We start from the raw sequence: 24,701 nt of genomic DNA, 5'->3' as shown, positions 1-24,701 counted from the left end.
GACAGCCGCGCGACTGCTCGCAAGAAGCACCGCCTGCTGCCGATAAACTTCTTCTGCGCCGGCCGGTCACAACATTGAGATCGGGCAGACCAAAGGCTGCAAACAAGCGCATGCTGTGGCCTGTGGCGCGATTTTTAACGGATGGTGATTCCCGCGATGGATTTCAAAGACTATTACAAGATTCTCGGTGTGGAACCGACAGCGGACGACAAGGCGATCAAAGCCGCCTATCGCAAGCTGGCGCGCAAATACCACCCGGATGTCAGCAAGGAAAAGGACGCCGAAGCCAAGTTCAAGGATGCCTCGGAAGCCTATGAAGCACTGAAAAGTGCCGACAAACGCGCCGAATACGATGACTTGCGCCGCTATGGCCAGCACGGTCAGCCGTTCCAGGGACCACCGGGCTGGCAGAGCCGTGGCGGTTTCGGTGGCGGTGGTCAGGATACGGGCGATTTCTCGGACTTTTTCAGTTCGATCTTCGGTAACCGTGGCCCTGGTTTTGGTGGTGGTGAACAGTCACGTCGCAGCACTGGACGTCGAGGGCAAGACGTGGAAATGGAACTTGGGGTTTTTCTCGAAGAAACACTGTCGACCGAATCGAAGAAAGTCACCTTCCAGGTGCCGCAGTACAACGCGGCCGGCCAGCATGTGAGCAACACCAGCAAAAGCCTGAACGTGAAGATTCCGGCCGGCGTGACCGATGGCGAACGCATCCGCCTCAAAGGGCAGGGCGCCCCGGGTGTCGGTGGCGGCGCCAATGGCGACCTGTACCTGACGATCCGTTTTGCGCCGCATCCGAAATACGATGTCGAAGGCGAAAACCTGATCATCACCCTGCCGCTGGCACCCTGGGAGTTGGCCCTGGGCGCTGAAGTCGCGGTGCCGACCCTGACTGGCAAGATCAACCTCAAGGTCCCGGCCGGCAGCCAGAATGGCCAGCGCATGCGCGCCAAGGGCCATGGCCTGATGAACAAGGCTGGCGAGCGCGGTTATCTGTTTGTGCAGTTGAAGGCGGTTATGCCGAAGAAATCGGACGACGACATCAAGGCCCTGTGGCAGGAACTGGCGAAAAAAGCCGCATTCGATCCGAGAGAGAACTTTTGACCCTATAGAACAAGGAGTCACTGACCATGAGCAGCCCCCTGATCGTTCAACTGGACCTGGCCGAATTCTGCGAGGCGACCGAGCTGTCGGACGTCTACGTGATCGAAATCGTCGAGCACGGCATCCTCGAACCTCAGGGCACCCTGCCCAAGGACTGGCGCTTCACCGATTACGAACTGACCCTGGCCAAACGCGCCGCCAAGCTGCGGCGCGATCTGGAACTGGAATGGGAAGGGGTTGCGCTGGCGCTGGATCTGCTTGAGGAGGTCCAGCAGTTGCGGGCGGAGAACCGGATGTTGAGGCAGCGGTTGGGGCGGTTGGTGGTGGAGTAAGGCGGGGAGCGCTTTTGTCTCTCGCCGCATAGGTGTTCGCCCACGTCATATGGCTACGGTGTTTGATTGATCATCTAGGGTTATTTTTTTTCATTTCGTCTGATCTGGTCTTGGAGCGCCTTGAGGCCCGACACCGTCACTCGTTGTGTGGCAGCAAACGTTACTGGTTGTTTTACAACGATTCGGTCGTGCCCTTGCCAATCCTTAACGACAGTAAAAGGAGGTTCGTGCACAACAGCTTCAGTTTTAACTAGTTGCGGGCCATTCGAAGCAACATCTTTTTTTCTGGGCGGTTTATAGTCCACGGCGGGGTTGTTCATTAGTTGCTCTTTTGAACCACTTTTCGAACTGTTACCACCGCCACCCCGGCCTTTGGAGTTCATTTCCACGCCTCGTGGTGTATTGGTAGCATACGTGTCGCTATTACCTGGAGGGGCAGGTCTGTTGCTGGATTGTACTGGCAAATAACGTCCGCCTTGAGGTCGGGGTGTACGTGCAGCGCCAAGCGTGAGCCAACTCTCAATTGGCGATTCATACCCCCTGCCATTGCCGGTCGGGCGTGTTGCGTTGGGGAGAGTGATGTGGGGATCGTTGTATTTCATTCCTGACGGTGCTGGTGAGGCAATCGCCGCACCTATTGCTCCGAACGCATCAAGTGCCCCGATTTTATTCGGATCCCTTGGACCCGATGCCGCTATAAAACCAGGGCCACCGAAGAAAAAATCCAACCCGCGAAATATGGTTTTCCAGAAGCCATGCCCCGTCGGATCGGTAAAGTTCACCGGGTCACCCACGCAATACATGTAAGCATTCAACCCTCCGCCCCCAAACGGACTCCAGCTATCCGGGCTATGAAAACGCATCAGTTTCGGGTTGTACGCGCGGTAGCCATTGCCCAGTAAATACCAGCCAATGTTCGATTCGCGCAGTTCGCCGTTGAAGCCCAGGCGTGTGGCAACCTCCCGTCCCGCGGACTGCTCGCCGTAGGCGGAATAGGCAATAGGGTTTGGCATGCCTCCGGCGATTTCGGCGATCACGGAATTACTGGCATCGGTGGCCAGCAGCAGGGTACGTGGCTGGGGAGAGGTGTTGCTGTTATCAGCATTTGATGGGGGCATGACGGCGTCCTCCTTGTCGGTTTCTCGACTGGTTCGAACCTGCAGATCTACTCAGCTACCACCCACTTGTGTACTAGCAGATCTGATAGTCCTGACACGCGCGGCAGCGGACAGCTAAGAGTAGGGTTCCCAAGCCAGCGTCACTCATAACACGCTAATGGCCCAACATTGATCTCAACAGTTCCCTACCATTCAACCAACTCTTTCGTATTGTTTGATCTAAATCATTCGTTCACCCCCGATCAACACCACCGTCATTCCTTAGAACCCCGTTTCGTATCTCATAATTGAATACAGTATTGATACCTTCCGATTGTGGCGGAGTAGGAGGAATACGAGGGGGGAGAGGATGAGCAGGACGGTTGGTACTACTGGTACGAGGGGGAAGACGAGGAGCTGGGCGAGGAGGAGGGTGTACTTCGGCCTGTACTGGAATAGGCATTACTGGTTGGCGGTGGGGAGGCGTGACATAGACGTTGGCCCGATTGTTGGGTCGGGGGCTTTCCAGCGTTCTATATCCTTTTTGTTTCGAACTGGAACCACCGCCACCCCGGCCTTTGGAGTTCGTTTGCACGCCTTGTGGTGTATTGGTTGTATACGTGTCGCTATTATCTGGAGCGGCAGGTCTGTTGCTGGATTGCACTGGCAAATAACGTCCGCCTTGAGGTCGGGGTGTACGTGCAGCGCCAAGCGTGAGCCAACTCTCAATTGGCGATTCATACCTACTGCCATTGCCGGTCGGGCGTGTTGCGTTGGGGAGAGTGATGTGGGGATCGTTGTATTTCATTCCTGACGGTGCTGGTGAGGCAATCGCCGCACCTATTGCTCCGAACGCATCAAGTGCCCCGATTTTATTCGGATCCCTTGGACCCGATGCCGCTATAAAACCAGGGCCACCGAAGAAGAAATCCCACCCGCGAAATATGGTTTTCCAGAAGCCATGCCCCGTCGGATCGGTAAAGTTCACCGGGTCACCCACGCAATACATGTAAGCATTCAACCCTCCGCCCCCAAACGGACTCCAGCTATCCGGGCTATGAAACCGCATCAGTTTCGGGTTGTACGCGCGGTAGCCATTGCCCAGTAAATACCAGCCAATATTCGATTCGCGCAGCTCGCCGTTGAAGCCCAGGCGTGTGGCAACCTCCTGTCCCGCGGACCGCTCGCCGTAGGCGGAATAGGCAATAGGGTTTGGCCTGCCTCCGGCGATTTCGGCGATCACGGAATTACTGGCGTCGGTGGCAAGCAGGATGGTGCGGGATTGGCGTTGATCATCAGTGATTGTGCGGGGCATGGCGAAGCCTTCTTCAAGAGATCGGCGTTGCAATGCACTCATTCTGACGTTGTCATTGAGCTTGTTGTACTAGCAGAACTGATAGTGCAGCGAATCTCCAGGAGCTGTGTGGGAGCTCCTACTGGCTCCTGCGGGGCAACACCACGGTAAACATCGTCCCCTCCGTCTCATTGGAACTGACCTCGATCGTCCCTGCGTGCGCGGTGACCACTTCCTTGACGATAAACAGGCCCAGGCCGAGGCTGGTGGTGGGTTGGCCGAGTTCTTCGCTGGCGCTGCGCACCAGTGGGTCGAAGAGGGTGCTGATCGCCTCCTGCGGAATCGGCACGCCATAGTTATGCACCTTCAGGCGAACACAGTCCGGCTCGCCATTGAGGCTGATCGTCACATCACGCTTGTTTGAACCGTGCTGCAGCGCATTGCCAATCAGGTTCTGCAGCATCTGGGCAAGGCGCCCGGCATCCCAGAGCCCTCGGGTGTCCCCCGTCACTTCCACTCGCGGATCGCTTTCAGGGTTGCCCGCGCAGGCCTCGGCAATCGCCGCGTGCGCCGCATCAGCCAGGTCCATGGGGGCAGGCTCGAGCGGCAGGCTCTTGCCCAGCCGACTGCGCACCAGTTCCAGCACATCGCTGACCATCACCGCCATGTGTCGCGCGCTGCGCTTGATGTTGATTGCGCAAGTCAGTGCATCGCCTTCGAGGGGCGCTTTGCGCAACAGCATTTCGGTGGACATGGTTACCGCTTGCAGCGGCGCACGCAGGTCGTGCCCGAGGATCGCCAGAAAGATATCCCGCGAGCGATTGACCTGTTCGGCATAGGCTGCGGTGGATTCGGCCAGGGCTTCGTCGATGGCTTCATTGAAGCGGATCATGTCCTGGAAGTAGGCAAGGTCGGGGGATTGCAGACTGTTGACCCACAGGCGGATCACACAGGCGCGCAGATGACGAAACTCCGAGGTCATCTGCACGAGATCGAAGCCGACGGTGTGGCGCAATTCGCCGTGGCTGGCGGCGGCAATGTCCAGGCTCGGCGTTTTTTCCGGGCCTTCTCCCTTGGCCTTGGCCTCCTGCTCGCTGGCGGTTTGCGCCTTGCGCATATCGGTTGCCGCGGCGAGCAGGATCGATTTCGCGTGATCGCGCAGTGTTGCGCGGTCCAGCGAATCGTCGGCGTTGATGGCGTCGGCGAATTTCTCCCATTCATCAACGATGCGATCCACGTGCTGCACGATGAAGTCAGATAAACGCATGGCTGGGTGTCTGCGTGGTATTGGTAGGCACTGAGTGTGGCGTATCCGCGGGGCTTTGTCGTTGCCCAGAAGCAGGGGCCGATGAAGAGGCGCCGAATGGTGGCCTTGTGCCGCTTTCTTGCTGGACCAAACCCTTTGCCATGCGCCGGATAATGATCGAACTGACTTGGCTCAAGCGCCCCGAGTGCGGGCGTCAGAAATCTCGCACTCGGACCTGATCATTTTCGAAGGTTCAGAACAGGAAATATCGCTGGGCCATCGGCAATACATCTGCCGGCTCGCACCACAGCAACACACCATCGGCCTTGACCTGATAGGTCTGCGGATCGACGTCGATGTCCGGCAAATAGTCGTTGTGGATCAGGTCGGTTTTCTTGACCTCGCGACAGCCCTTGACCACGGCGATTTTCTTTTTCAATCCCAGAGCTTCGGGCAAACCCGCCTCCTGCGCCGCCTGGCTGATGAAGGTCAGGCTGGTGGCGTGCAGCGAGCCACCGTAGCTGGCGAACATCGGGCGGTAATGCACCGGTTGCGGGGTCGGGATCGAAGCATTGGCGTCGCCCATCAGGCTGGCGGCGATGGCGCCGCCTTTGAGGATCAACGTCGGTTTCACGCCGAAAAACGCTGGGCGCCACAGCACCAGGTCGGCCCATTTGCCCACTTCGATCGAACCCACTTCATGGCTGATACCGTGGGTGATCGCCGGGTTGATGGTGTACTTGGCGATGTAGCGCCTTACGCGGAAGTTGTCGTTGCCCTCGCCATCGCCGGGCAGTTGGCCGCGCTGTTTTTTCATCTTGTCGGCGGTTTGCCAGGTGCGCGTGATGACTTCACCGACACGGCCCATGGCCTGGCTGTCGGAGCTGATCATCGAGAACGCGCCGAGGTCGTGGAGGATGTCTTCGGCGGCAATCGTCTCGCGGCGGATGCGGCTTTCGGCGAAGGCGACGTCTTCGGCAATGCTCGGGTCCAGGTGGTGACAGACCATCAGCATGTCCAGGTGTTCGTCGATGGTGTTGCGGGTGAACGGCCGGGTCGGGTTGGTCGAGCTCGGCAGCACGTTGGCAAAGCCGCAGGCCTTGATGATGTCCGGGGCATGACCGCCGCCCGCGCCTTCGGTGTGATAGGTGTGGATGGTGCGGCCCTTGAAGGCGGCGAGGGTGGTTTCGACAAAGCCCGACTCGTTGAGGGTGTCGGTGTGGATCGCCACCTGCACGTCATACTGGTCGGCCACCGTCAGGCAGTTGTCGATACTCGCCGGGGTGGTGCCCCAGTCTTCGTGCAGCTTCAGGCCGATGGCGCCCGCCTTGACCTGTTCGATCAGGGGCTCCGGCAGGCTGGCGTTGCCCTTGCCGGTGAGGCCGATGTTCATCGGGAACGCATCGGCGGCCTGGAGCATGCGCGCCAGGTGCCAGGGCCCGGACGTGCAGGTGGTGGCGTTGGTGCCCGTGGCCGGCCCGGTACCGCCGCCGATCATGGTGGTGACGCCGCTCATCAGCGCTTCTTCGATCTGTTGCGGGCAGATGAAATGGATGTGCGTGTCGACGCCGCCGGCGGTGAGGATCATGCCTTCACCGGCGATCACTTCTGTGCTGGCGCCAATGGCGATGGTGACGTTCGGTTGCACGTCCGGGTTGCCGGCCTTGCCGATGCCGGCGATGCGTCCGTCCTTGAGACCGACGTCGGCCTTGACGATGCCCCAGTGGTCGATGATCAGCGCATTGGTGATCACCGTGTCGACCACTTCGGCGGCAAGCAACTGGCTTTGCCCCTGGCCATCGCGGATCACTTTGCCGCCGCCGAACTTCACCTCTTCACCGTAGGTGGTGAAGTCTTGTTCCACTTCGATCCACAGCTCGGTGTCGGCCAGGCGGACCTTGTCACCGAGGGTTGGGCCGAACATGTCGGCGTAGGCTTGACGGGAAATCTTCATTGCAGCTCCTTGCAAAAATTCATTGTGGCGAGATCGCCCATGATCCTGCCGGCAAACCCGAATACCCGGCGATGCCCCGCCAGGTCAACCAGCTCAACCTCCCGGCTCTGCCCCGGCTCAAAACGCACGGCAGTCCCGGCAGGGATGTTCAGGCGCATGCCACGGCTGGCGGCGCGGTCGAAGGTCAGGGCGTCGTTGGTTTCGAAAAAGTGGTAGTGCGAGCCGACCTGGATCGGCCGGTCGCCGCTGTTGGCCACTTTCAGAGTGGTCGTGCGCCGGTCGGCGTTGAGTTCAATGTCGCCGGGCTGGATCTGGTACTCACCGGGAATCATCAATGGGCTCCTTGGAGAATCTTGTAGTAAAGGGCAGTCGGCATGTAACGGCCGCTGGGGTCGCAGGCGTAGTCGGGGATTTCACCGGCGCGGGTGTAACCCAGGGCCTTGTAGAAGTCTTCGGCAGGGGAGCCGGCTTCGGTGTCGAGGTAAAGCATGCCCCGCTGGTGTTGCAGGGCCGCCTGTTCGAGGGCACTCATCAACTGCTGGCCGAGGCCGCGACGCCGCGCATGCTCGCGCACCAGCAGTTTCTGCACCTCGGCGCGGTTCAAGCCATTGGCTTTGCGACACAGGCTCAGTTGCACACTGGCTTGCACCTGTTCGTCGTTGACCACCACCCACAGCAACACATTGCCGTTGTTCAGGTTCTCCTGCACTTCGTCGAAATATGCGCGGGCCTGCGCCGCGTCCAGATCCGCCATGAAGCCGACGCTGGCGCCATAACCCACAGCGTCAAGCAGCAGGTCGATCAGGCCCTGACGATAATGGGCAAAGCTCTCAGCGTTGACGCGTCGCAACTGGGCGGCGTTCATCGGGCATTACTCCTGCTTGGCGCCGGGTGGCTGCGCGCCGGGATTGAGGGTCAATTGCATGAAAGTCAGGTCCAGCCAGCGGCCGAACTTGGTGCCTACTTGAGGCATCTGTCCGGTAGTCACGAAGCCGATCCGCTCATGCAAGCGAATGGACGCCGCGTTGCCGCTTTCGATGGCAGCGACCATCACGTGCTTGCCGCAGCCTTTGGCGCGTTCGACCAGCGCATCCATCAGTTTCGGCCCGAGGCCGTTGCCACGCTGATCGCTGCGCACATACACCGAGTGCTCGACCGTGTGGCGAAAGCCGTCGAACGGGCGCCAGTCGCCGAATGAGGCGTAGCCCAGCACGGCGTTATCGGCGTCGACAATCACCAGGATCGGATAGTTCTGGGATTGCCGGGCGCTGAACCAGGCCTGGCGGTTGCCGAGGTCGACCGCCTGCTCGTTCCAGATTGCCGTGGTGTTGAGCACGGCGTCGTTGTAGATGTCACGGATGGCCGGCAGGTCGGCATGCAGGGCATCGCGAATGTGGTAAGTCATGACGCGGCCTCAGGCGATGGGTTGATGGACGGTGACCAGTTTGGTGCCGTCGGGGAAGGTGGCCTCGACCTGGATCTCCGGGATCATTTCCGGGATGCCTTCCATCACTTGTTCGCGGCTCAGCAGGGTGGTGCCGAAGTGCATCAGCTCGGCCACGGTCTGACCGTCACGGGCGCCTTCGAGCAGGGCGGCGGAGATATAGGCCATGGCCTCCGGGTAATTGAGTTTCACGCCGCGCGCCAAACGCCGCTCGGCGACGAGGCCGGCGGTGAAGATCAGCAGCTTGTCTTTTTCGCGTGGGGTCAGGTCCATCGTTTGAATCCATAAGGGCAGTTTTTTGAGGTTCTTGCGGTGTGGGGTGTGTCAGATGCGACGGCCCCTCACCCTAGCCCTCTCCCGGAGGGAGAGGGGACTGGTCTCGGTTGCTTGTAAGGTCCGGATCAGTCAGTTGCATTCTTGTGTCTTTAACAATCACATCGGTCAGGCTCCCTCTCCCTGCGGGAGGGGGGTGAGGGTAGGCCTTCATGTACTCCAGATTCTCGGCAACACAGCCTCACGGCCAAGCAGCGCCGGCCTGAGCAATCGCCACAAATCAATCAGCCAGCCGCGCGCCAGCAACGCTTCACTGGCCAGACAGCGCGCAACCAGCAACCCGGGCAATTGCGTCAGATCCCCGCGCACGTCATTGGCCAGCGAGCGGCAGCGCTCAAGCAGTTCGCTATCAATCTCCCCGGTCACCAGTAATGTCGCAAACACCGGCTGCCCATCCAGCCCTATCGGCGAATCGAGCAAGCCATCAGCCCCGACAATGCGCTGACGTTCGTGCCAGAGCAACTGGCCGTCACGGCGGATATCCAGGTGCGCCTGGAAATGCCCGAGGTCGAAACGCTCACCACTGGCCGGTCGCCCCAACGCCACCACGTCCCAGTAGAACAGCCGGGCATCACCTTCAAGGTTGATGCAGGTGCTGAGTTCGGCCTGGGCGGCGCTGAAAATGATCGTTTCCTGCGGCAGCCATTCCAGGGTCGCCCCCGCTGCTACGTGCAGTTTCAGCTGTTGATAAGCGGGGCCGGCGGCGCGATACCATTTCGCCGCGCCCGGACTTGTGATTTGCGCCCAGGCATCGCGCTCGACCTTGGACGTGATGTCCAGACGATCACCACCGGCGATACCGCCCGGAGGGTGGACGATGATGTGCTGGCAGACTTGCGGCCCCTCGGCATACAGATGTTTCTGCACCCGCAACGGGCCTTGGTGGCGGCGCATGACAGGGCGCGTGCTCTCGCCGAAGCGGGCATAAGCCAGTTCCAGCTCGGCGTGCCAGCTGGGCGTGAACAGGAGCGAGGCAGGTAAATTCATGTTTTGTAATTATCGTTAGGACGCTACAGATTATCGTAACCCTGCAGCGTAGCTTTAAATAGTGACCAGGCCGCGCACGCCCTCGGCTTCCATGTTTTCGCCGCGACCCTGCTGCACGATCTCGCCCCGGGACATCACCAGGTATTGATCGGCCAGTTCGGCGGCGAAGTCGTAGAACTGCTCTACCAGCAGGATCGCCATGTCACCACGGGCCGCCAGTTTCTTGATCACCGCTCCGATCTCCTTGATCACCGACGGCTGGATGCCTTCGGTAGGTTCGTCGAGGATCAGCAGGCGTGGCCGGCTGGCCAGTGCCCGGCCGATAGCCAGTTGCTGTTGCTGACCGCCGGACAGATCGCCGCCACGGCGTTGTTTCATTTGCAGCAATACCGGGAACAGCTCATAGATGAACGCCGGGACCTCCCTGGCTTCGGAACCGGGAAAGCGCGACAGGCCCATCAGCAGATTTTCTTCCACGGTCAGCCGGCCAAATATCTCCCGGCCCTGGGGTACGTAGGCGATGCCGGCATGCACCCGCTGGTGTGGCTTGAAAGCGGTGATCGGCTTGCCTTCCCAGTTCACCGCGCCTTCTTTGGCAGGCAACAGCCCCATCAGGCATTTGAGCAGGGTGGTCTTGCCGACGCCGTTGCGCCCAAGCAGACAGGTGACCTCACCGACCTTCACGTCGAACGTCAGGCCGCGCAGGATGTGGCTTCCGCCGTAGTACTGGTGCAGCTTGTCGACTTGCAGCATCTTCAAATTCCTCTCAACCCCTGTAGAAGCCGGCTTGCTGGCGATCGCGGTGGGGCAGGCGACCATGATGTTGGCTGACACGCCGCCATCGCCAGCAAGCCGGCTCCCACAGGGGGCTGTGTTTACAGGTCTAGCGACCGAGGTACACCTCGATCACCCGCTCGTTATCCTGCACCTGCTCCAGCGATCCTTCAGCCAGCACGCTGCCCTGGTGCAACACGGTCACGTGGTCGGCGATGGAGCCGACAAAGCCCATGTCGTGCTCCACCACCATCAGCGAATGCTTGCCGGCCAGGCTTTTGAACAGCTCGGCGGTGAATTCGGTTTCGGCGTCAGTCATGCCCGCCACCGGTTCGTCGAGCAGCAACAGTTGCGGGTCCTGCATCAGCAGCATGCCGATCTCCAGGAACTGCTTCTGGCCATGGGAGAGCAGACCGGCGGGGCGGTTGACCGAGGTCGTCAGGCGTATGGTGTCCAGTACTTCGGCAATACGGTCTTTCTGTTCGCCACTCAAGCGTGCCCGCAGACTGGCCCACACCGACTTGTCGGTTTTCTGCGCCAGTTCCAGATTCTCGAACACGCTCAGTGCTTCAAACACCGTCGGCTTCTGGAACTTGCGCCCGATGCCGGCCTGGGCGATCTGCACTTCGCTCATCTGCGTCAGGTCCAGGGTCTCGCCAAACCAGGCCTTGCCGTGGCTGGGCCGGGTCTTGCCGGTGATGACGTCCATCAGCGTGGTCTTGCCTGCACCATTGGGGCCGATGATGCAGCGCAGTTCGCCGACGCCGATGTACAGGTTCAGATTGTTCAGGGCGCGGAATCCATCAAAGCTGACGCTGATGTCCTCCAGGGTCAGGATGGTGCCGTGACGAGTGTCCAGGCCTGGGCCGACGCGTTGACCGAGGCCGATGGCGTCGCGGCTGCTGCCGGCATCCTTGTTCGGCTCCACTGGAAAGAAGGCCGGTTCGAGCATGAATTCAGCCGTCGCATTCACTCTCATTGTTCACCTCTTTTCTTCAGCAGACCGATCACGCCCTTGGGCAGGTACAGGGTCACGACGATGAACAGCGCACCGAGGAAGAACAGCCAGTACTCCGGGAAAGCCACGGTGAACCAGCTCTTCATGCCATTGACCACGCCAGCGCCGAGCAGCGGGCCAATCAAGGTGCCACGACCGCCGAGTGCCACCCAGACGGCGGCTTCGATGGAGTTGGTCGGCGACATTTCGCTCGGGTTGATGATCCCGACTTGCGGCACGTACAAGGCACCCGCCAGGCCGCACAACACGGCGCTCAACACCCAGACGAACAGCTTGAAGCCACGGGGGTCGTAACCGCAGAACATCAGCCTGTTCTCGGCATCCCGAAGCGCGGTCAGCACCCGGCCAAACTTGCTTTGCGCCAGCCGCCAGCCGATGAACAGGCTCGCCAGCAGCAACAGCACCGTGGCGAAAAACAGTACCGCGCGGGTCGCGGGTTCAGTGATGCCGAAACCGAGGATGGTGCGGAAATTGGTGAAGCCGTTGTTGCCGCCAAAGCCGGTTTCGTTGCGGAAAAACAGGAGCATGCCGGCGAAGGTCAGGGCCTGGGTCATGATCGAGAAATACACGCCCTTGATCCGCGAACGGAAGGCAAAGAAGCCGAACACCAGCGCCAGCAATCCAGGCGCCAAGACCACCAGGCACATGGCCCAGAGGAAGCTGCTGGTGCCGGTCCAGTACCACGGCAATTCGGTCCACGACAGGAAGGTCATGAAGGCCGGCAAGCCATCGCCGGAGGCCTGGCGCATCAGGTACATGCCCATCGCGTAGCCGCCGAGGGCGAAGAACAGGCCGTGACCGAGCGAGAGCAATCCGGCGTAACCCCAGACCAGATCCAGGGCCAGGGCGACGATGGCGTAGCAAAGAATCTTGCCCACCAGGGTCAGGGTATAGGCAGAGATGTGCAGTGAGCTGTCCGGCGACAGCAGCGAGAGCAGCGGCAATGCCAGCAGCACAACGAGGGTCACTGCACCGACAGCGAGGGTTACCTTGGGGCCGGCCTTTTGTGTGGCCGTGAGCATCAGGGGCTGGTTCATCAGTCGATCACCCGTCCTTTCAGTGCGAAGAGGCCTTGCGGACGCTTCTGGATGAACAGAATGATCAGCGCGAGGATGAGGATCTTGCCGAGTACTGCACCGATCTGCGGTTCGAGAATCTTGTTGGCAATGCCCAGGCCGAAGGCGGCCAGTACGCTGCCCGCCAGTTGGCCGACACCGCCCAGCACCACCACCAGGAACGAATCGATGATGTAGCTCTGGCCGAGGTCGGGGCCGACGTTGCCGATCTGGCTCAGGGCCACGCCGCCGAGTCCTGCAATGCCCGAGCCGAGACCGAAGGCGAGCATGTCCACACGCCCGGTAGGCACGCCGCAGCAGGCGGCCATGTTGCGGTTCTGAGTGACTGCGCGGACGTTGAGACCCAGGCGCGTCCTGTTCAACAGCAGCCAGGTCAGCACCACCACAAACAGGGCGAAGGCAATGATCACGATGCGGTTGTATGGCAGCACCAGATTCGGCAGCACTTGAATGCCGCCTGACAGCCATGCCGGGTTGGCGACTTCCACGTTCTGTGCGCCGAACACCAGACGCACCAGTTGTATCAGCATCAGGCTGATGCCCCAGGTGGCGAGCAGGGTCTCCAGCGGCCGGCCATAGAGATGGCGAATGATCGTGCGTTCCAGCGCCATGCCGATCGCCGCGGTGACAAAAAACGCCATCGGCAGGGCGATCAACGGGTAGAACTCGATGGCCTGCGGGGCGTAGCGCTGGAACAGCAACTGCACGACATAAGTCGAGTAGGCGCCGATCATCAGCATTTCGCCGTGGGCCATGTTGATCACGCCGAGCAGGCCGAAGGTGATGGCCAGACCCAGGGCCGCCAGGAGCAGAATCGAGCCGAGCGACATGCCGCTGAAGGCCTGGCCAAGCAGTTCGCCCACCAGCAGTTTGCGTTTGACTTGCGCCAGGCTGGTTTCGGCGGCGGTACGTACGCCGGCATCGGTTTCGACGCCCGGTTCGAGCAAGCCTTCGAGGCGAGTGCGGGCCAACGGGTCGCCGGTTGCACCCAGCAAACGCACGGCGGCGAGGCGCACGGCGGGCTCCGCATCGACCAGTTGCAGGTTGGCCAGGGCCAGGCTCAGGGCGGCGTGAACGGTTTCGTCTTTTTCGCCCGCCAGTTGCTGGTCGAGGAATTTCAGCTGCGCCGGTTTTGCACTTTTCTGCAGTTGCTGTGCGGCGCCCAGACGTATCTTGGCATCGGCGGCGAGGAGCTGATGGCTGGCCAGCGCGGTGTCGATCAGGCCCCGCAGGCGGTTGTTCAGGCGCAGGGTTTTCGGCTGGCCGTCGACGGTCAATTCGCCTTGTTGAAGGGCGTTGACCAGTTCGATGCGGGCCGGGTCGGGTTGGGCGGCCCAGGATTCAAGCAGTTTTGCTTGCTGCATGGGGTTTGCGGCGACGAAGTCTTCGGCGTCACCAGCATGGGAGGCCATCGGCAGTAGCAGTGCCATGGCGAGGATGAAGCGGTGCAAGGCAGTGGGCATTGGTGGTGGTTCCTGTCTGCGGTGGCCGATGGAGCTGGGTTCGGCGTTGAATCCGCCCCTCACCCTAACCCTCTCCCAGAGGGAGAGGGGACTGACCGGGTTGTTTGGTCATCCAGCATCGACCTGGCAATCCTGTGTCGAACTCAGGCTTTGAAAACCGGTTCCATTTCCCTCGCACGCTTGTGGGCGAGGACGCTGACCGGGTTGTTTGGTCATCCAGCATCGACCTGGCAATCCTGTGTCGAACTCAGGCTTTGAAAACCGGCTCCATTTCCCTCGCACGCTTGTGGGCGAGGACGCTGACCGGGTTGTTTGGTCATCAGCATCGACCTGACAATCCTGTGTCGAACTCAGGCTTTGAAAAGCTTGAAAACCGGCTCCGTATTGCGTCGAACTCAGCCTTTGAAAAGCTTGAAGATCGGCTCCCTTTCCCCCTCTCCCCCCTGGGGGAGAGGGTTGGGGTGAGGGGGTGGTTCTCAAGCCCGCCTCAAAACCCGAATTCGCCTCAGTTGCTCTTCACCGCATATTCCGGCTTCTTGTCGTTACCCGGAATGAACGGGCTCCATGGCTGGGCACGGATCGGTCCTTCGGTCTGCCACACCACGTTGAACTGACCGTCGGCCTGGATCTCGCCGATCATCACCGGCTTGTGCAGGTGGTGGTTGGTCTTGTCCATGGTCAGGGTGTAACCGGACGGCGCAGCGAACGTCTGGCCGGCGAGGGCTTCGCGGACTTTGTCGACGTCGGTGGATTTGGCTTTTTCCGCAGCCTGGGCCCACATATGGATACCCACGTAGGTGGCCTCCATCGGGTCGTTGGTCACCGCTTTATCGGCACCCGGCAGGTTGTGTTTCTTGGCGTAGGCTTTCCAGTCAGCGACGAATTTCTTGTTCGCCGGATTTTCCACCGACTCGAAGTAGTTCCACGCTGCCAGGTTGCCCACCAATGGTTTGGTGTCGATACCGCGCAGCTCTTCTTCGCCGACCGAGAACGCCACGACCGGTACATCCGTAGCTTTCAGGCCCTGGTTGGCCAGCTCTTTATAGAACGGCACATTGGAGTCGCCGTTGACCGTGGAAATAACTGCAGTCTTGCCGCCCGCCGAGAACTTCTTGATGTTGGCAACGATGGTCTGGTAATCGCTGTGACCGAACGGCGTGTAAACCTCTTCGATGTCCTTGTCGGCCACGCCTTTGGAGTGCAGGAACGAACGCAGAATCTTGTTGGTGGTGCGCGGGTAGACGTAGTCGGTGCCAAGCAGGAAATAGCGTTTGGCGCTGCCACCTTCTTCGCTCATCAGGTATTCCACCGCCGGGATCGCTTGCTGGTTCGGTGCGGCACCGGTGTAGAACACGTTCGGCGACATCTCTTCACCTTCGTATTGCACCGGGTAGAACAGCAGGCCGTTGAGTTCTTCAAACACCGGCAGCACCGACTTACGCGACACCGAAGTCCAGCAGCCGAACACCACAGCGACCTTGTCCTGGGTCAGCAACTGTCGGCCCTTCTCGGCGAACAGGGGCCAGTTCGATGCAGGGTCCACGACTACCGGTTCGAGCATCTTGCCGTTCACACCGCCCTTGGCGTTGATTTCGTCGATGGTCATCAAGGCCATGTCCTTGAGCGACGTCTCGGAGATCGCCATGGTCCCGGACAGGGAGTGCAGGATGCCGACCTTGATGGTCTCAGCAGCCTGGACGGTCCAGGTCATACCCATGGCGGCAATGCTTGCAGATAGTGTGAAAGCCTTGATCAAGCTGCGACGCTTCATTGTGCGATCTCCATGAACTTGGAAGTTTTCTTGGTTGGCAGATGCGGACTACTGAAGGGTCTTTAGCAAGGGCTGTGCCCGGTCGGGAAAAGACAGGGAAATACCGTGCCAGAGCAGTTGTGCGGGGCGCTGGCGCACCATGAAGGGACGAGGTCGGGGCAGTGGTGCGAAGAGGTGCGCCACATTGGGGCGCAAGGTGTGCCTGCAGGAGCTGCCGCAGGCTGCGGCAGCTGCTGCACGTCAGAGGAGAGTTCGGGCGATCGCCTGCCTCATGAGGACGAAGAGGTAGGTTCAGTTTGTCGGGTGAAGCGCGACAACAGCACCCGATCGAGCAGCCAGACCACCACCAGCGAAGCACCCACCAGCGGGAACGCTACCGCCAGGGCGAACATGATCACCATCGCGGTTTTCCATTTCGGCAGGTCGTGGCGCAGCGGCGGTACCCCGAACTTGCCTTGCGGGCGACGCTTCCACCAGATCACCACGCCGCTGACGGCGCTGAGCAGAATCATCAGGCAAATCAGCAGCACGATAATCTGGTTTAACACGCCGAACATTTTGCCTTCGTGGAGCATCGCGCCAATCTCCGTGGCGCGTGCGACGGTCCCGTAATGCTCGAAGCGCACATCGGCAAGAACGTTGCCGGTGTACTGATCAACATGCAGGGTGGCGTCGTTGCGCGGGTCGTCGGCGAATACGGCGATGGTGAACACACCGGTCGCGGAGGTCGGCAAGGTGATGCTGTAGCCTGCTTCGACCTTGCGTTGGGTGGCGATGTTCTGCACGTCTTGCAGGCGGATGGTCGGCGCGGCCGGGCCGGCAGATGCAGCGTCGTGACCCATGTGTTCGGCATGGCCGCCGGACATTGGCATCGGTGTGTTTTCCATGGCCCATGGCACGGTCTGGCGCGTGGCGGTGTTGAGGCTGCGCGCCTCGACATCGGACTTGGGCACGTCATCCCACATGGCGGCCGGGAAGGTGTTCCAGACTTCTGCATATTGCTTGCCCCAGAACCCGGTCCAGGTCATGCCGCTGAGCAGCATCACCAGCAGCAGGGATGCACCCCAGAACCCGGTCACAGCGTGCAGGTCACGCCATAGCACGCGACCGCGGCTGTTCAGGCGTGGCCACAGGATGCCCGCCGCCTGGCCGCGCGGCCACCACAGGAACACGCCGGACACCACCAGCACAATGCCCCAACCGGCGGCCAGTTCGATCAGTCGATCACCCACGGTGCCGATCATCAGTTCGCCATGAATCGCCCGGGCAATGGCCTGCAGGTTTTTCTTCGCGTCTTGCTCGCCGAGAATGTCACCGTGGTAGGGGTCGACGAAAACGTTCAGCTCCTTGCCGGCGTCGAGGACGACGAACTGCGCGCTGCGCTGCGCATTTACCGGTGGCAGGTACTGGCTGACCTGGCCCTGTGGATAAGCAGCTTTGACCCGTGTCAGCAGGTCATCAGCCGGCACGGTGTGATGTCCGGCCGGCACGTTGAGCAGGCTGCTGTACATCAGCGAGTCGAGCTGCGGTTTGAACAGGTAGATGGTGCCGGTCAGGGCCAGCATCACCATGAAAGGCGCGACGAATAACCCGGCATAGAAATGCCAGCGCCAGGCCATGTTGTAGAAATTCACTTTGGGCTGTTTCATCACGTGTGCTCCGCTGTGCCGAAATCATTTATTGTTTAAAAAATCGCAGCCTCGTTTCACTCGACAGCTCCTACAGGGTGTACGGCGGTCCAATGTAGGAGCAGCCTGAGGCTGCGATCTTTTTTCTTGTCAGAAACTCATATCGACCTTGGTCCAGAGCGTGCGCCCCGGTTCCTTGATGGCTTGCGGGTCACTGGCCGGATAGCCGAAACCTGCGTTGCCGGCCAGGTTCAAATGCTCGGCGTAAGCCTTGCCGAACAGGTTGTCGACGCCACTGCTGACCTTCCAGTTTTTGTTGATCCGCCAGGCACCGTTGAGGGAGAACACGCCGAAACCCGGCGTCTTGTCGAAGTCCTTGCCGACTACGTTGCCCTTGTTCTGGTCGATACGGTTTTGCGCCGCGACCACTCTCCACAGTGCCCCGGCGCTCCAGTTGTCTTCGCTGTAAGTCAGACCGAAACGCGCATCCAGGGGTGGCATCTGCGGCAAGGCGTTGCCATCGCTGCTGTTCTTGCCCCAGGCGTAGGCCAGGGTTGCATCGGCTTTCCAGTTGGCGGTCAGGTTGTAGGCCGCGCCCAGCTCGCCGCCCATGATTCGCGCGTCGATGTTCTGCGCTTGCGAGGTCGTACCCATCATCCCGGGGGTGTAGTCGAACAGGATGTAGTCGCGCACCTGGCCGATGTAACCCGAGGCCCAGGCTTCAAGGTCTGCGGTTTTGTATTGCAGGCCGAAATCAAGCTGAGTGGTTTTTTCCGGCTTGATCGAATCGAAGGCGTTCACTGAACCTGCGGGGCCGGAGTTAGGCGAAAACAGCTCCCAGTAATCGGGAAAGCGCTGGCTGTGGCCGAGGCCTGCGTACAGGGAGGTCGGGCTGTCGGCCAGGTCGTGCTCGTAGCGGACGAAACCGCTCGGCAGGGTGTCGGCACGGGTGTCGTCGAGGGTCGGATTGGGCCGGGTCGACATTCCCGAGCCGAGTGTTTGCCGGTAATCCTTGGCCGAAGCGCGATCCAGGCGTGCGCCGCTGATCAAGCGGTCACGGTCGGCGGCGTACCAGGTCAGCTCGCTGAACACGCCGTAATTGTGAAAGTCGGCGTCCTTGGTGAAGGGCTGGTTTTTGTAGGTGTCGATGCCCATGGCACTGCGCTGGCGGTGTTCGTTGGTCTGCGCGTCGAGGCCGCTGATCAGTTGCACATCGGCCCAGCGCCAGGTGGCCTTGATCCGGGCGCCCAGGGTGCGACGGTCGACGTTTGACGCCATGGGGCCGGCCATCATCCCGGTACCGGACGGCGTGCGCAGCGTGTAGTTGTCCATCACGTGATCGGCGTAGTTGTAGTAGACCTGCGCCTCGACCTTATCCAGCACGTCACCGATGTTCGATTGCTCGAAGCGCAGGCCAAGGCTCTCACGCAGGAACTGTGAGCCATCCATGCCGCGCCCGGCGTAACGCGCTTCGCCATCGCCCTTGCCGGCAGTCAGCTCCAGCAAGGTATCGGCGTTCGGGGTCCAGCCAACGGCAACGTCACCGTTCCATTTGTCGTAGCGCGACGGCACGGTGTCGTTGTTACCGTCCTGGTAATCGTCAGAGTGTGCGGTGTTGCCGATGACTCGCACGTAGCCCGACGGGCCGCCGGCGGCCGCATCAACGACTTTGTCGAAGCGGCTATTGGAGCCGGCCAGTACGCTGGCGTTTACCCGCGTGCCCAGTTCGCCGAAGTGTTCCGGTTCGCGGTCGAAGAGGACGGTGCCGGCCGAGGCGCCTGGTCCCCATAGAACTGATTGCGGGCCTTTGATCACGGTGAGCTGGTCGTAGGTTTCCGGCGAAATGTACGAGGTCGGGGCGTCCATGCGGCCTGGGCAGGCGCCCAGCAGCATGCTGCCGTTGGTGAGGATATTCAGGCGTGAGCCGAACATGCCGCGCAGCACCGGATCGCCATTGGTGCCGCCATTGCGCACCAGGGCGAAGCCCGGAATGGTTTTCAGATAATCACCGCCATCGCTGGCCGGTACCGGTTGGCGCGGGTCCTTGGGGTTGGTGACGATGGTCAGGGGTGAACTCGGAGCAATGGCGGTGATGACCGTCGGGCTCAGTTCTTCACTGTGAGCTGAATGGTCATCGGCCAGCGCAGATGGCGCCAGCAAGGCACCGCACAGGATCGCGGTGGCGTGCCTGAAACGAACACTGGATTCGTTCAGAGCTAAAGAGGCTTGGGCAATGCTCAAGCACGGGGCAGCAGAAAACCTGGACATGACAATTTCCATCGAACATTCGTAAACGACACGGTCGGCAGCCTCGGGCTGTCTTCTCAACCGTGTGTGAAATCCGGAGTGGTTGTTTACGCGACGACGGGCGGGGCGCGGCTGCGGGCGCCGGGGAAGAAGGTTTGCCGGGCATGGCCCAAGCGAGGTGAGGGTGGGGTGAAGGTGTTGGCGTGCGCGATGGCGAACGTCGTGAAAGACTCGCCACCGGTGAGTGCCGGGCAGTTGAACAGCAGGCTGCAATAGCCACATTTTTCCCACAGCGCATGATGCCCGGCTGCAGGTGGACAGTGTTCGGCGGCAGCTTGAGTGCCGTGGTCGGCGTGATCCATCGCAGCCATATCCATGCTCATGTCCATGCTCATATCCATGGGCATGTTCATAGGCATGGGGGTGCGCGAATCCATCGGCATCGACTGAGAAATCAGCGGACCGATAAAGATCATCAGCATGGCGAACAGGCTGATCCAACTGCCGCGTGTCAGGCTCAATGGCTGACGGACGGGCAAGGATCTGCTGGCGCTAAGCGGGCGCATGGGCGGCTTTGACTCAGGCGATTACGGGTTGTGTACGTGCGCTTGCACGCTATCCGGTGCCTGCTTGCGCACCACAACTTCGACCGTCACGTCACCGGCCTTCTCGAAGTGCAGGGTCAATGGAAAGTGCTTGCCGTCACTGAGCAGGCTGCGGTCTTTGAGATTCACCAACATCACGTGGTAAGCCATCGGCGCGAAAGTGACTTCGCCGCCCGCAGGGATTTGCACGCTGGTTACCGGCTGCATTTTCATCAGGTCGTTGTGCATCACATGCTCGTGCAGCTGAGCTTCGCCGGAAACCGGCGAGTCGACGCTGAGCAGACGGTCGGCAGCGTTGCCTTGGTTGTGGATGACGAAATAGGCAGCCACGGTCGGTGCGTTAGGCGGCAACTCCTGGGACCAGGGGGTGGCGATTTCCAGTGCGCCGACCTTGTATTCGTCGGCATTGGCAAAGCAGGCAGGCAGCAGCAAGGCGGCCAGGACGATGAGTTTGTTCAACATGGCAGTTCTCCAGGGCGATTCAGGACGCAGGTCAATTGCGAGAAAGAATCACACCAGAGGAGACGCGCGGGGGTTGAGACTCGGCCATTGCTGGCGCGGTGTCGGTGTATCGAGAGAAGCGGCGGGCAGGCTTCGATTGGATTCGAAACGGGCGAAATACAGTTGCGGTTCATGCCCGGGTAGCGCCACCAGCGCAGCGGATCCGGAGCAGCACCAGCAATGCTGCATGTTGGAGTGTTCGTCGCCTTGCGGGGCTTTCTGCCCGATATCGCCCAGGGAAATCGCCACCATCTTGGTGCCGCCGGACGAACAGAAACTGCCCCACAACAATTGTTCGGCAGGCGCCTTGGCCGACTGCGCCATTGCTCCGGACATCGGCATGGCGAGCAGGTTGAACAGCACTGCGAAGCAGGCTATCCAGGCAATTGCGAGCCGTTGTCGGGACATGGGACAAATCCGGTTGGGTGAGCGATCAGGCGCGGGCTATTTAGCCTGATCAAGGCCGATAAGTAAAAACACCGCGTGCGGTGTGGTGTCGCAGCGTTCAGAGAGCAACAGCATGCAATCGCAAACCCAACGCCTTCATCACTTTCATAATAGTCGCGAATTCCGGATTGCCAGTGCTGCTCAGCGCTTTGTACAGGCTTTCGCCTCGTTTTTGATTTGACTTGTGCAGCGATGCGCTTGACGAGATCAGCGGGGGGCTGACTTTAGGGCCGGAACCGTAGTGTCGATACCGGCGATTTCTGAAGGATCTGTAGGAGAAGTCGAAAGTCATGCAGGCATCAAAAGCGATTCGATAGCGAGAGCGCTGCCAGCGCTTGCGCCACCGACTCAAACTCCCGTTCAACACTCGGCAATGGCGGCCGCTGCAGGACAATCACCGGCAGCCCACGCTCGCGCGCTACGTCCAGCTTCGGTTCGGTGGCGGTGCTGCCGCTGTTTTTGCTGATCAGCACGTCGATGTTGCGGCGTTCAAACAAGGCGCGTTCATCGTCGAGCAGGAAAGGCCCGCGGGCGCCGATCACTTCGCAGCGGGCGTTGCCGGGATAAACCTCCAGCGCGCGCAGGGTCCAGAATTGCTCAGGGGGGATTTCGTGCAGATGCTCCAGGGGTTCGCGACCCAGGGTAAACAGTGGTCGACGGAAAGGTTTCAGGGCTTCGGTCAGTTCGGCCCAATCCCTGACTTCTCGCCAGTCATCCCCCGTCCGGGCCTGCCACGCCGGACGCCGCAATGCCCAGCAGGGAATGCCGCTCAAGCGAGCGGCGGTTGCGGCGTTGTGGCTGATTTGCGCAGCGTAGGGATGAGTGGCATCGAGCAACAGATCGATGCCTTCATCGCGAACAAACTGCGCCAGGCCTTCTGCACCACCATAGCCGCCTACGCGAACCTGGCACTGCAGATCCGTCGGTACCCGGCCGACGCCGGCCAGGCTGTAGATATGCTGCGGCCCCAGCGTTCGGGCGATGGCCAGGGCTTCGGTCACACCGCCGAGCAACAAAATGCGCTTCATTGAAAAGCTCCCGCGTGGCCGACAATTCCACCCTGGCGATCGATAGCAAAGACTTCCACCTGAACCTGCGCCGGTACCACGCTGCGGGCAAATTCCAGGGCATGCCTGCACACCTCATCGCCCAGGGCAATTCCCGCCGCACTGGCCATCGCCAGGGCTTGTTGACTGGTATTGGCTTCGCGGATGCCTTGCTGTAGTTGCGCATCGGCGCCGATGGCTGCCGCCCATAACGCCAGCTGCGGCAGGTCGATGCTCGAATGACGGCTGTGCAAATCCATGTGCCCGGACGCCAGCTTGCTGATCTTGCCAAAGCCGCCACACAGGCTGAGTTTATCCACAGGCACTTTGCGCAGGTGCTTGAGCACGGCCCCAACAAAGTCGCCCATTTCGATCAGGGCAATTTCCGGCAGGTCGTAGACCCGGCGCATGGTGTCTTCGCTGGCGTTGCCGGTGCAGGCGGCGATGTGCAGGTAACCGTTGGTCTTGGCCACGTCTATGCCTTGGTGAATCGAGGCAATGTAGGCCGCGCAGGAAAATGGCCGGACGATGCCACTGGTGCCGAGGATCGACAAGCCGCCGAGAATGCCCAGGCGCGGGTTCATGGTTTTCAACGCAAGGGCTTCGCCATCCTTCACGTTTACCGTGACCTCGAAACCACCGCTGTAGCCATGTTCGCTGGCCAGTTGAGTCAAGTGATCAGTGATCATTTTGCGCGGCACCGGATTGATCGCCGGCTCACCGACGGCCAGCACCAGCCCGGGCCGGGTCACCGTGCCGACGCCACGCCCGGCATGGAAACGAACCCCCGGTTCGCTGCTCAGGCGTACCCGGGAGTAGAGCAGGGCGCCGTGGGTCACGTCCGGATCGTCGCCGGCATCCTTGATCGTGCCCGCTTCCGCACCGTCATCGGTCAGGCGGCAGAACTCCAGGCGCATCTGCACCTGTTTACCCTTGGGCAACACGATCTGCACCGCGTCAGCGCTGCTGCCGGCGAGCAACAGGCGTGCGGCAGAGAGGCAGGTGGCGGTGGCGCAACTGCCAGTGGTCAGGCCACTGCGCAGCGGGGCGGGTTGTTCGGCGGTTTCGTCACGCATCGAAAGGTTTTGTCACGTCCAGCAGGGTAATCGGCAAGGCCTGGCGCCAGGTATCGAACTCGCCCAGCGGTTGTGCCTGAGCGATATGAATGCGGGTCAGCTCGCCGCCGTGCATTTCGCGCCACGCCATCAGGGCCATTTCGCTTTGCAGGGTGACGGCATTGGCGATCAGGCGACCCCCGGGCTTGAGCGCGGCCCAGCAGGTGTCGAGCACGCCTTCACGAGTGACGCCGCCGCCGATGAAAATCGCATCCGGAGCTTCCAGCCCGGCCAGGGCTTGCGGCGCACTGCCGCGAATCAATTGCAGGCCGGGCACGCCGAGGGCATCACGATTGTGCTCGATCAACTGTTGCCGCCCGTCATCCGCCTCGATGGCCAGCGCCCGGCAGCCAGGATGGGCGCGCATCCATTCGATGCCGATCGAGCCACTGCCGGCACCGACATCCCACAATAGTTCGCCAGGGACCGGGGCGAGGCGGGCGAGGGTGATCGCGCGTACATCGCGTTTGGTCAGCTGGCCGTCGTGCCTGAATGCCGAGTCGGGCAGGCCGGCCAGACGCGACAGGCGCGGTGTGCCGGGTTCAGCGATGCACTCGATGGCGACCAGGTTCAGGTCGGCGATTGCCGGATCGCTCCAGTCGCTGGCGATGCCATCGATACGACGTTCGGCTTCGCCGCCCAGATGTTCCAGCACGCTCAGACGACTCGGCCCGAATCCGCGTTCGCGTAACAGCGCGGCAATCGCGGCAGGGCTTTGGCCGTCGTTGCTGAGTACCAGCAAACGAATGCCGCTGAACAACTGCGCGTTGAGCGCCGTGATCGGGCGGGCGACAACCGACAGCGTGACCACATCCTGCAACGGCCAGCCCATTCGCGCGGCGGCCAGTGAGCAGGATGAGGGTGCCGGCAGTATCAGCATGTCATCGCAGGGCAGTAGTCGAGCGAGGCTGGCGCCGACACCGAAGAACATCGGATCGCCGCTGGCCAGGACGCACACGGGTTCACCCCGCAGCGCCAGCAACGGATCGAGGGAGAAGGGGCTGGGCCAAGTCAGTTGTTCGCCGCCTATGCACGCTGGCAATAAATCCAGATGCCGCTGGCCGCCGAAGATCTTCGATGCACGCAACAACGCATGGCGGGCATTCTTGCCCAGGCCTTTGAAACCGTCTTCACCAATGCCTACTACCGTCAGCCAGGGTGTCATGCCGTCCCTCAATCGCGCGTTCATCGTTATTGGGCGGCATGATAGCGCGGGTTC

The 24,701-nt window shown here is 60.9% G+C and carries 24 protein-coding genes and 1 pseudogene; 2 read left to right on the top strand and 23 right to left on the bottom strand.

Going from position 1 to position 24,701, the window contains the following annotated elements; translation table 11 throughout:
• The first annotated feature begins 156 nt into the window (after positions 1 to 156).
• Both AC07OG_RS21555 and AC07OG_RS21550 read left to right on the top strand, forming a co-directional pair.
• A complete protein-coding gene (locus AC07OG_RS21555; RefSeq protein WP_060542787.1) occupies positions 157 to 1,104 on the top strand; it encodes a DnaJ C-terminal domain-containing protein in 948 nt (315 codons plus the stop codon).
• A gap of 26 nt (positions 1,105 to 1,130) precedes the next feature.
• Positions 1,131 to 1,436 carry a chaperone modulator CbpM gene (locus AC07OG_RS21550; protein ID WP_060542788.1) on the top strand — a complete coding sequence of 102 codons (306 nt, stop codon included), beginning with the start codon at positions 1,131 to 1,133 and terminating at the stop codon, positions 1,434 to 1,436.
• An 80-nt stretch (positions 1,437 to 1,516) separates the two neighbouring features.
• Here AC07OG_RS21550 and AC07OG_RS21545 read toward each other — a convergent pair whose 3' ends face one another.
• From AC07OG_RS21545 to cbiE, 23 genes and pseudogenes are all read right to left on the bottom strand, one after another.
• A complete protein-coding gene (locus tag AC07OG_RS21545) occupies positions 1,517 to 2,554 on the bottom strand; it encodes an RHS repeat-associated core domain-containing protein (protein WP_495068037.1) in 1,038 nt (345 codons plus the stop codon).
• A gap of 232 nt (positions 2,555 to 2,786) precedes the next feature.
• Entirely contained in the window at positions 2,787 to 3,890 is a 1,104-nt protein-coding gene (locus tag AC07OG_RS21540) for an RHS repeat-associated core domain-containing protein (RefSeq protein WP_495068036.1), read from the bottom strand.
• 76 nt (positions 3,891 to 3,966) lie between these two features.
• Positions 3,967 to 5,094 carry a sensor histidine kinase gene (locus AC07OG_RS21535; RefSeq protein ID WP_495068035.1) on the bottom strand — a complete coding sequence of 376 codons (1,128 nt, stop codon included), beginning with the start codon at positions 5,092 to 5,094 and terminating at the stop codon, positions 3,967 to 3,969.
• Positions 5,095 to 5,326: 232 nt separating this feature from the next.
• Positions 5,327 to 7,027 carry an urease subunit alpha gene (ureC, locus tag AC07OG_RS21530; RefSeq protein ID WP_495068034.1) on the bottom strand — a complete coding sequence of 567 codons (1,701 nt, stop codon included), beginning with the start codon at positions 7,025 to 7,027 and terminating at the stop codon, positions 5,327 to 5,329.
• The gene (locus tag AC07OG_RS21525) at positions 7,024 to 7,359 is read right to left on the bottom strand and encodes an urease subunit beta (RefSeq protein ID WP_218425774.1); all 336 of its coding nucleotides are present in this window, start codon (positions 7,357 to 7,359) and stop codon (positions 7,024 to 7,026) included. The genes ureC and AC07OG_RS21525 overlap by 4 nt, the downstream gene beginning before the upstream one ends.
• Complete coding sequence (locus AC07OG_RS21520; protein ID WP_060542792.1) at positions 7,359 to 7,892, bottom strand: GNAT family N-acetyltransferase; 534 nt, start codon at positions 7,890 to 7,892, stop codon at positions 7,359 to 7,361. The genes AC07OG_RS21525 and AC07OG_RS21520 overlap by 1 nt, the downstream gene beginning before the upstream one ends.
• Positions 7,893 to 7,898: 6 nt before the next feature.
• A complete protein-coding gene (locus AC07OG_RS21515; RefSeq protein WP_218425775.1) occupies positions 7,899 to 8,432 on the bottom strand; it encodes a GNAT family N-acetyltransferase in 534 nt (177 codons plus the stop codon).
• A 9-nt stretch (positions 8,433 to 8,441) separates the two neighbouring features.
• Entirely contained in the window at positions 8,442 to 8,744 is a 303-nt protein-coding gene (ureA, locus tag AC07OG_RS21510) for an urease subunit gamma (RefSeq protein WP_007907366.1), read from the bottom strand.
• Positions 8,745 to 8,954: 210 nt separating this feature from the next.
• Entirely contained in the window at positions 8,955 to 9,791 is an 837-nt protein-coding gene (locus AC07OG_RS21505) for an urease accessory protein UreD (protein ID WP_495068033.1), read from the bottom strand.
• Between the two features lie 54 nt (positions 9,792 to 9,845).
• Positions 9,846 to 10,544 (bottom strand): urea ABC transporter ATP-binding subunit UrtE, encoded by a 699-nt coding sequence (gene urtE, locus AC07OG_RS21500; protein WP_137807128.1) that lies wholly within the window; start codon positions 10,542 to 10,544, stop codon positions 9,846 to 9,848.
• A 130-nt stretch (positions 10,545 to 10,674) separates the two neighbouring features.
• Positions 10,675 to 11,544, bottom strand: coding sequence for an urea ABC transporter ATP-binding protein UrtD (urtD, locus tag AC07OG_RS21495; RefSeq protein WP_495068032.1), 870 nt, complete (start codon positions 11,542 to 11,544; stop codon positions 10,675 to 10,677).
• The gene (gene urtC, locus AC07OG_RS21490) at positions 11,541 to 12,620 is read right to left on the bottom strand and encodes an urea ABC transporter permease subunit UrtC (protein WP_060542797.1); all 1,080 of its coding nucleotides are present in this window, start codon (positions 12,618 to 12,620) and stop codon (positions 11,541 to 11,543) included. Before urtC ends, urtD begins: the two co-directional genes overlap by 4 nt.
• Positions 12,620 to 14,122 (bottom strand): urea ABC transporter permease subunit UrtB, encoded by a 1,503-nt coding sequence (gene urtB, locus AC07OG_RS21485; RefSeq protein ID WP_495068031.1) that lies wholly within the window; start codon positions 14,120 to 14,122, stop codon positions 12,620 to 12,622. Before urtB ends, urtC begins: the two co-directional genes overlap by 1 nt.
• 505 nt (positions 14,123 to 14,627) lie before the next feature.
• The gene (gene urtA / locus AC07OG_RS21480) at positions 14,628 to 15,893 is read right to left on the bottom strand and encodes an urea ABC transporter substrate-binding protein (RefSeq protein WP_060542799.1); all 1,266 of its coding nucleotides are present in this window, start codon (positions 15,891 to 15,893) and stop codon (positions 14,628 to 14,630) included.
• A gap of 269 nt (positions 15,894 to 16,162) precedes the next feature.
• Complete coding sequence (locus AC07OG_RS21475) at positions 16,163 to 17,542, bottom strand: PepSY-associated TM helix domain-containing protein (protein WP_495068030.1); 1,380 nt, start codon at positions 17,540 to 17,542, stop codon at positions 16,163 to 16,165.
• Positions 17,543 to 17,671: 129 nt separating this feature from the next.
• Complete coding sequence (locus AC07OG_RS21470; protein WP_495068029.1) at positions 17,672 to 19,789, bottom strand: TonB-dependent copper receptor; 2,118 nt, start codon at positions 19,787 to 19,789, stop codon at positions 17,672 to 17,674.
• Positions 19,790 to 19,875: 86 nt separating this feature from the next.
• On the bottom strand, positions 19,876 to 20,334 hold the full coding sequence (locus AC07OG_RS21465; RefSeq protein ID WP_495068028.1) for a DUF2946 domain-containing protein: 459 nt from the start codon (positions 20,332 to 20,334) through the stop codon (positions 19,876 to 19,878).
• Between the two features lie 21 nt (positions 20,335 to 20,355).
• Positions 20,356 to 20,835: a copper chaperone PCu(A)C gene (locus tag AC07OG_RS21460; protein ID WP_060542803.1), complete on the bottom strand. Its 480-nt coding sequence runs from the start codon at positions 20,833 to 20,835 to the stop codon at positions 20,356 to 20,358.
• Positions 20,836 to 20,883: 48 nt separating this feature from the next.
• Positions 20,884 to 21,282, bottom strand: coding sequence for a DUF2946 domain-containing protein (locus AC07OG_RS21455; protein WP_060542804.1), 399 nt, complete (start codon positions 21,280 to 21,282; stop codon positions 20,884 to 20,886).
• A gap of 97 nt (positions 21,283 to 21,379) precedes the next feature.
• Positions 21,380 to 21,484 (bottom strand): annotated as a pseudogene (locus tag AC07OG_RS21450) (helix-turn-helix domain-containing transcriptional regulator); the annotation flags it as partial.
• 136 nt (positions 21,485 to 21,620) lie between these two features.
• Positions 21,621 to 22,349: a cobalt-precorrin-6A reductase gene (locus AC07OG_RS21445; protein ID WP_495068027.1), complete on the bottom strand. Its 729-nt coding sequence runs from the start codon at positions 22,347 to 22,349 to the stop codon at positions 21,621 to 21,623.
• Entirely contained in the window at positions 22,346 to 23,443 is a 1,098-nt protein-coding gene (locus tag AC07OG_RS21440) for a cobalt-precorrin-5B (C(1))-methyltransferase (protein WP_495068026.1), read from the bottom strand. Before AC07OG_RS21440 ends, AC07OG_RS21445 begins: the two co-directional genes overlap by 4 nt.
• Positions 23,436 to 24,647 carry a precorrin-6y C5,15-methyltransferase (decarboxylating) subunit CbiE gene (cbiE, locus tag AC07OG_RS21435; protein WP_495068025.1) on the bottom strand — a complete coding sequence of 404 codons (1,212 nt, stop codon included), beginning with the start codon at positions 24,645 to 24,647 and terminating at the stop codon, positions 23,436 to 23,438. The genes AC07OG_RS21440 and cbiE overlap by 8 nt, the downstream gene beginning before the upstream one ends.
• Positions 24,648 to 24,701: the final 54 nt, after the last annotated feature.

The organism is Pseudomonas sp. GW821-FHT09H03 (genome assembly GCF_059415945.1).
This window is presented reverse-complemented; position numbering and strand designations above follow the sequence as displayed.

What these genes read in the sequence shown, in the direction of transcription:
- AC07OG_RS21555 (WP_060542787.1), top strand. Translation starts at nt 157, where the DNA reads ATGGATTTCAAAGACTATTACAAGATTCTCGGTGTGGAACCGACAGCG.
- AC07OG_RS21550 (WP_060542788.1), top strand. Translation starts at nt 1,131, where the DNA reads ATGAGCAGCCCCCTGATCGTTCAACTGGACCTGGCCGAATTCTGCGAG.
- AC07OG_RS21545 (WP_495068037.1), bottom strand. Translation starts at nt 2,554, where the DNA reads ATGCCCCCATCAAATGCTGATAACAGCAACACCTCTCCCCAGCCACGT.
- AC07OG_RS21540 (WP_495068036.1), bottom strand. Translation starts at nt 3,890, where the DNA reads ATGAGTGCATTGCAACGCCGATCTCTTGAAGAAGGCTTCGCCATGCCC.
- AC07OG_RS21535 (WP_495068035.1), bottom strand. Translation starts at nt 5,094, where the DNA reads ATGCGTTTATCTGACTTCATCGTGCAGCACGTGGATCGCATCGTTGAT.
- ureC (WP_495068034.1), bottom strand. Translation starts at nt 7,027, where the DNA reads ATGAAGATTTCCCGTCAAGCCTACGCCGACATGTTCGGCCCAACCCTC.
- AC07OG_RS21525 (WP_218425774.1), bottom strand. Translation starts at nt 7,359, where the DNA reads ATGATTCCCGGTGAGTACCAGATCCAGCCCGGCGACATTGAACTCAAC.
- AC07OG_RS21520 (WP_060542792.1), bottom strand. Translation starts at nt 7,892, where the DNA reads ATGAACGCCGCCCAGTTGCGACGCGTCAACGCTGAGAGCTTTGCCCAT.
- AC07OG_RS21515 (WP_218425775.1), bottom strand. Translation starts at nt 8,432, where the DNA reads ATGACTTACCACATTCGCGATGCCCTGCATGCCGACCTGCCGGCCATC.
- ureA (WP_007907366.1), bottom strand. Translation starts at nt 8,744, where the DNA reads ATGGACCTGACCCCACGCGAAAAAGACAAGCTGCTGATCTTCACCGCC.
- AC07OG_RS21505 (WP_495068033.1), bottom strand. Translation starts at nt 9,791, where the DNA reads ATGAATTTACCTGCCTCGCTCCTGTTCACGCCCAGCTGGCACGCCGAG.
- urtE (WP_137807128.1), bottom strand. Translation starts at nt 10,544, where the DNA reads ATGCTGCAAGTCGACAAGCTGCACCAGTACTACGGCGGAAGCCACATC.
- urtD (WP_495068032.1), bottom strand. Translation starts at nt 11,544, where the DNA reads ATGAGAGTGAATGCGACGGCTGAATTCATGCTCGAACCGGCCTTCTTT.
- urtC (WP_060542797.1), bottom strand. Translation starts at nt 12,620, where the DNA reads ATGAACCAGCCCCTGATGCTCACGGCCACACAAAAGGCCGGCCCCAAG.
- urtB (WP_495068031.1), bottom strand. Translation starts at nt 14,122, where the DNA reads ATGCCCACTGCCTTGCACCGCTTCATCCTCGCCATGGCACTGCTACTG.
- urtA (WP_060542799.1), bottom strand. Translation starts at nt 15,893, where the DNA reads ATGAAGCGTCGCAGCTTGATCAAGGCTTTCACACTATCTGCAAGCATT.
- AC07OG_RS21475 (WP_495068030.1), bottom strand. Translation starts at nt 17,542, where the DNA reads ATGAAACAGCCCAAAGTGAATTTCTACAACATGGCCTGGCGCTGGCAT.
- AC07OG_RS21470 (WP_495068029.1), bottom strand. Translation starts at nt 19,789, where the DNA reads ATGTCCAGGTTTTCTGCTGCCCCGTGCTTGAGCATTGCCCAAGCCTCT.
- AC07OG_RS21465 (WP_495068028.1), bottom strand. Translation starts at nt 20,334, where the DNA reads ATGCGCCCGCTTAGCGCCAGCAGATCCTTGCCCGTCCGTCAGCCATTG.
- AC07OG_RS21460 (WP_060542803.1), bottom strand. Translation starts at nt 20,835, where the DNA reads ATGTTGAACAAACTCATCGTCCTGGCCGCCTTGCTGCTGCCTGCCTGC.
- AC07OG_RS21455 (WP_060542804.1), bottom strand. Translation starts at nt 21,282, where the DNA reads ATGTCCCGACAACGGCTCGCAATTGCCTGGATAGCCTGCTTCGCAGTG.
- AC07OG_RS21445 (WP_495068027.1), bottom strand. Translation starts at nt 22,349, where the DNA reads ATGAAGCGCATTTTGTTGCTCGGCGGTGTGACCGAAGCCCTGGCCATC.
- AC07OG_RS21440 (WP_495068026.1), bottom strand. Translation starts at nt 23,443, where the DNA reads ATGCGTGACGAAACCGCCGAACAACCCGCCCCGCTGCGCAGTGGCCTG.
- cbiE (WP_495068025.1), bottom strand. Translation starts at nt 24,647, where the DNA reads ATGACACCCTGGCTGACGGTAGTAGGCATTGGTGAAGACGGTTTCAAA.